We start from the raw sequence: 4,896 nt of genomic DNA, 5'->3' as shown, positions 1-4,896 counted from the left end.
GCCGGTTCACCCATCCCCGTCAGAGAGAGGACGCGAGCGGATCCCAGCTGATGGACACGGCGCGCGGTGATCTCGGCCAGCTTTTCCTTGCGCCCATCTCGCTCCACCACATTCATGTGCAGTTGGCCTTCCACTGTGATTTGGTCGCCCACATGGCAGGTGTCCACCACCCTTTTGGCCAGTTCTCCAAAAGAGGAAACGCGCACCCGGTAGGGCGGCTCATCCGGGCGCAAGCTGGGAAAGCCAATCACCAAGGACGCAACAGCTAAGTTATCAGGGGTGTAGCGCAGCTCTGGCTCAGACAGAACCTCGCCCATCAACACAATCGAGTTCATAACGGAGCCATCCAGGGATAAGGGGCAGCTCAGGGCACTTCCATCATGCCCGCAGGCCAGGATCCCGTCAAACCTAGCCGACGCGGAGAGTCATGTGGCGCAGCACACTCTCGTTGATGCGCAGGTTTTTCTCCCAGGCAGCCACCGCATTGGGTTCGGCTTCGTAGTTGAACTGGATGTACAGACCCTCCTTGAACTTTTTCATCTCAAACCCGGCAAAGCGGCGCTTGCCCCTATTGGTAATCTCCACGTGGGTTACTCCGTTCTCTCGCAGGATTGCCTCCTGACTGCTGAGCAGTTGTTCGAGGGGTTCATCTGACAGATCAGGACGCACAATCAGCATCGTTTCGTAAGCGCGGGGCATGGAAGCGAGTTCTCCTTGAGGATCCAGTTGTAGAGATGCAGTAGACTATACTAGCTTTTCTTTCCTGCAACCGAAAAGGCCGCGGCTCAATCCCCACACCTCCATACTCTGGCCGCAGCGGCAAATGCAGGTGAGGCTGCTCACAAGAGGGGATCCATTGTCCGATACAATAGGGATTGCTTCATTGGCCGCTGGTTGGCCCGGCCAAGACACGCTGAATCGAGAGTTGGGATTCCAAGCATGAGCGCAGACGAAGTTTACAGCCGTGTTCGTAAGATCGTGTCCGATCAACTGGGCGTGGAAGATGACAAAGTGACCCCAGAAGCCAATTTCCAGAACGACCTGGGGGCCGACAGCCTTGATACGGTGGAGCTGGTCATGGCTTTTGAAGAGGAATTCGACCTGGAGATCCCCGATGAAGATGCAGAGGGGATCGCCACCGTGCAAGACGCTGTTAACTACATCCTCTCGAAGAAAGCTGCCTAGTCTGCCCCCAGTTCTGACTCTATACCCCCGGGCTAACACCGGACGATGGCTACCACAGATCCCGCCACTGCTTACAGACCAACCCGCCGCGTTGTGATTACGGGGCTGGGCGCGGTCACCCCTATCGGCAACTCTCCTGCCGAGTTTTGGCAGAGCCTGCTGGCAGGGCGCTGCGGCATTGGGCCGATTACCCATTTCGATGCCTCCCGCCACGATTGCCGTATTGCCGGAGAGGTGAAGGGATTTGATCCCCTCGACTATTTGGATCGCAAGGATGTCAAGCGCACCGACCGCTTTGTGCACCTGGCGATGGCGGCCACCCGGCAAGCCTTGGAGGACGCTGACTTTCGCATCACCGCTCTCAACGCTGAGCAAGTGGGGGTGATCTTGGGCACCGGCATCGGCGGCATCCGCGTCTTGGAAGAGCAGCAGACCATCTATCTGCAGAAAGGGCCGGATCGCTGTAGCCCCTTCATGGTGCCCATGATGATCGCCAACATGGCTGCAGGTCACCTGGCCATTCATTTTGGCGCCAAAGGCCCCAATTCCTGCACAGTTACGGCCTGTGCCTCTGGCTCCAACGCCATTGGCGATGCCTTTCGGCTCATCCAGAGGGGAGAGGTGCAAGCGGCGATTACAGGTGGCACGGAAGCGGCGGTCACCCCTTTGTCCATGGCGGGGTTCAGTGCCATGAAGGCCCTTTCCACCCGCAACGACACCCCGGAGCAAGCCTGTAGGCCCTTTGATCGGGATCGGGATGGCTTTGTCATGGGGGAAGGAGCAGGGATCCTGGTGCTGGAGGAGTTGGAGCACGCCCGCGCCCGCGGGGCCAAGATCTATGCGGAGATAGTCGGCTATGGCCTCACCTGCGATGCCCACCACATGACCAACCCTGCCCCCGGCGGCGAGGGAGCGGCCCGGGCGATGCGGCTGGCCCTCAAGGATGCCGGGCTTCAGCCTGGGGATGTGCAACACATCAATGCCCATGCCACCAGCACCCCTGTAGGGGATATCGCCGAGGTCCAGGCCATCAAGTCGGTCTTCGGCGAGCATGCCCCCCGTTTGGCCATCAGCGCCACCAAGTCCATGACCGGCCACCTGTTGGGGGGAGCGGGCGGCATTGCCACGGTGGCCACAGCTTTGGCCATCCACCACGGCTGGGTTCCTCCCACCCTCAACTTGGACAACCCCGATCCCGAGTGCGAAGGGCTGGATTTTGTCCCCCACAAGGGGCGGCAGATGGCTGTTGAGGCCGCTTTGGTGAATGCCTTTGGGTTTGGTGGGCACAACGTCACGCTGGCCTTGCGCCGCTACTCTCCCGCTTGAAGGGCTTGGCCTATGTCTTCTCCCGAAAGTTCACTGCCCTCAGTTCGCCAACAGGCCTTGGCCGCTTTGACGGCGGAGCTGGCGCAGCAGGGTCACCCGCCCGAATATGCTCAGCACATGGCGGCGGCGGTTATTTTTCAAGCGGATTTGGATCTGTGTGCAGCTCAATTGGCGCGGGTGCTCAGTTGGCTGAAGCAAAACCATCCTGAACTCTATCCAGAGGCAGTGCAATTGGTGGACACCACTCGGGAAGAGTTCGAGCGTCGCGTTCAAAATGGATAGACAAGCCATCTGCTTTGATGCAGTTGGGTTGCGGTCGTTAGCAGAGGGTGATGTCGCCCATATGGGGCTGCAAGGGGTGATCTTGAGCTGGAGTGGGGTGGTGGCCGATGACGAGAGCCTGCACCTACAGGCCATCAACCAACTGCTGGTGGAAGAGAACCTGCGCCCCTGGAACCTGTGCTGGCCGAAGTCGGGATCCCCTGGGCAGCGGGAGCTTTACCGGCTGCAATACCTGGGCCGACCGGATCGAGAGCGCCTGCCGGCTCTGTGGGGGGATCAGGGGCGGGTGCTCAGCCCCAAACAACTGGAAGAGCTGCTGAAACGCAAGGCCCTATACTACCAGCAAGCTTTGCAGGGGCAGAGGGAATTGCCTCTCATTCCCGGTTTGGCGGAAACTTTGGAGACGCTGGAGCGGCTGCAACTGAAGGTCGGCCTGCTGTGTGGCCAATCGGCAGCCGAGGTGACCGCTTTTCTGGAGCGTTTCCAGTCCTGTTGCCCGGCCCTGACGCGGTTGACCGATGGGGGATCCTACCGAGTGACGGGGGATGATGCAGGCCCAATGCTTTCCCCAGGACACTTGCACCGCCTGCTTTTGCAGCGGATGGAATTGCCTGCCCAGGCGTGCTTGAGCATTGAAGCCACCTACTCCGGCATTCAGGCAGCCCGTTCGGCAGGGATCCCAGTCCTGGCGCTGGCTACCTTCTTTCCTCTGCACATGCTGCAGCGGCGGGCCAATTGGGCGGTGGACGGCTACCACCAGGTGGAATGGGAGCGCATCCAGAACTGGTTTGCCGGCGGGCAAGACCGTCCTTCGACCCCAGTTGAAGCAGAAGCGGAGGCCGGTTCCTTCAAGGGATCCCAGGGAGGTCAGCCCCAGCCCTAGGGCAGGATCAGCATGCCATCCCCAAAGGAATAGAAGCGATACCCCTGGTCGACGGCCTCTCGGTAAAGATCCAGCAGCCTTTGCCGCCCGATCAGCGCAGCCACCAGCATCATCAGGCTGGAGCGGGGCAGATGAAAATTGGTGACCAGTCCCTGAACCACCCGCCAGGAGTAGCCGGGGTAGATGAAGAGATCGCTTTTCCCCTGCCAAGGCTGCAAGGTGCCAGAGGCTGCCGCGGTTTCCAAAGAGCGCACCACAGTCGTTCCCACCGCGATCACCCGCCCCCCTCGGGCTTGGGCTTTTTGGATGGCTGCCACCGTTTCTGCCGGCACCTTGAGCCACTCGCTGTGGAGACGATGCTCGGTTACCCGCTCCGCTTCCACCGGTCGGAAGGTACCCAGGCCGATGTTCAGGGTGATGTAGGCCGTTTGGATCCCTTTTTGGGCCAGCCGCTCCAGCAGCTCCTGGGTAAAGTGCAGCCCTGCCGTGGGAGCAGCCACCGAGCCGGGGTGTTTCGCCCAGAGGGTTTGGTAGTCTTGAGGGCGAACCTGTCCGGAAGCCTTGATGTAGGGAGGCAGCGGGATCCGGCCCACCTGCTCTAGGATTTCCTCAAAAGGTTGCGCCCCTTCCCACTCAAACTGCACCACTCGCCCACCGGTCTCCGGATCCAAATCCAGGACAGTGGCTCTCAGCCCAGAGGGGGATCCCTGCTTGCTCCAAAAACCAATCCGATCCCCCACCTTCACCCGTTTGCCCGGCCTGACCAAAACCCGCCAGCTCCACGCCTGATCCGGCAGAGGTTGCGCAGCGGCAGGGATCCCTTCCAGACAAGGCTCCAGCAGCAACACTTCGACCCGCGCCCCGGAGGGTTCCTTGGCCCCGAACAGGCGGGCCGGGATCACCTTGGTATCGTTGAGAACCAGCAGATCCCCCTCCCGCAGGTAGTCGGGCAGATGGCAGAAGCGGCGATGCTCGTGCCTATCCGGGTACACCACCAGCATCCGCGCCTGATCCCTGGGCTCCACCGGCGTTTGCGCAATCCGATCTGGAGGGAGGGTGTAGTCGTAGGAAGCTGTGAGCAGATCCGGATTGGGCTCCCTATCGCCCAAAGGCTCAGCCTCACCGGGGGGAGCGGCAGCAGGCGAAAAAGAGTCAGGCATGGAGATGAATCAAGATGGGGTTCTACGTGGATCCAGCATAGCCAACCGGATCCCGCCAAC

General features: G+C 60.7%; 7 protein-coding genes. 4 read left to right on the top strand and 3 right to left on the bottom strand.

From position 1 onward, the window contains the following. Positions 1-335 (bottom strand): single-stranded DNA-binding protein (locus NW820_RS00275; RefSeq protein WP_414406360.1); only part of this gene is annotated, 335 nt, incomplete at its 3' end. A 73-nt stretch (positions 336-408) separates the two neighbouring features. After that, positions 409-699 (bottom strand): 30S ribosomal protein S6, encoded by a 291-nt coding sequence (rpsF, locus tag NW820_RS00270; RefSeq protein ID WP_011433268.1) that lies wholly within the window; start codon positions 697-699, stop codon positions 409-411. Between the two features lie 240 nt (positions 700-939). Here rpsF and NW820_RS00265 point away from each other — a divergent pair, with 240 nt between their 5' ends. From NW820_RS00265 to NW820_RS00250, 4 genes are all read left to right on the top strand, one after another. Continuing rightward, positions 940-1,185 (top strand): acyl carrier protein, encoded by a 246-nt coding sequence (locus tag NW820_RS00265; protein WP_041436540.1) that lies wholly within the window; start codon positions 940-942, stop codon positions 1,183-1,185. 45 nt (positions 1,186-1,230) lie between these two features. Then, complete coding sequence (fabF, locus tag NW820_RS00260) at positions 1,231-2,511, top strand: beta-ketoacyl-ACP synthase II (RefSeq protein WP_414406359.1); 1,281 nt, start codon at positions 1,231-1,233, stop codon at positions 2,509-2,511. A 12-nt stretch (positions 2,512-2,523) separates the two neighbouring features. Further along, positions 2,524-2,793, top strand: a complete 270-nt coding sequence (locus NW820_RS00255) for a hypothetical protein (RefSeq protein ID WP_414406358.1) — start codon at positions 2,524-2,526, stop codon at positions 2,791-2,793. 61 nt (positions 2,794-2,854) lie between these two features. Beyond that, a complete protein-coding gene (locus tag NW820_RS00250) occupies positions 2,855-3,676 on the top strand; it encodes an HAD family hydrolase (RefSeq protein WP_414406357.1) in 822 nt (273 codons plus the stop codon). On the opposite strand, the gene queA is transcribed toward NW820_RS00250, so the two are convergent. After that, positions 3,673-4,836: a tRNA preQ1(34) S-adenosylmethionine ribosyltransferase-isomerase QueA gene (gene queA, locus NW820_RS00245; protein WP_414406356.1), complete on the bottom strand. Its 1,164-nt coding sequence runs from the start codon at positions 4,834-4,836 to the stop codon at positions 3,673-3,675. The genes NW820_RS00250 and queA overlap by 4 nt on opposite strands. Positions 4,837-4,896: the final 60 nt, after the last annotated feature.

It is taken from the genome of Synechococcus sp. R55.7 (genome assembly GCF_047461955.1).
Classification (GTDB): domain Bacteria; phylum Cyanobacteriota; class Cyanobacteriia; order Thermostichales; family Thermostichaceae; genus Thermostichus.
The sequence above is the reverse complement of the archived record's forward strand: the minus strand, read 5'-3'. Positions and strand labels throughout refer to the sequence as shown.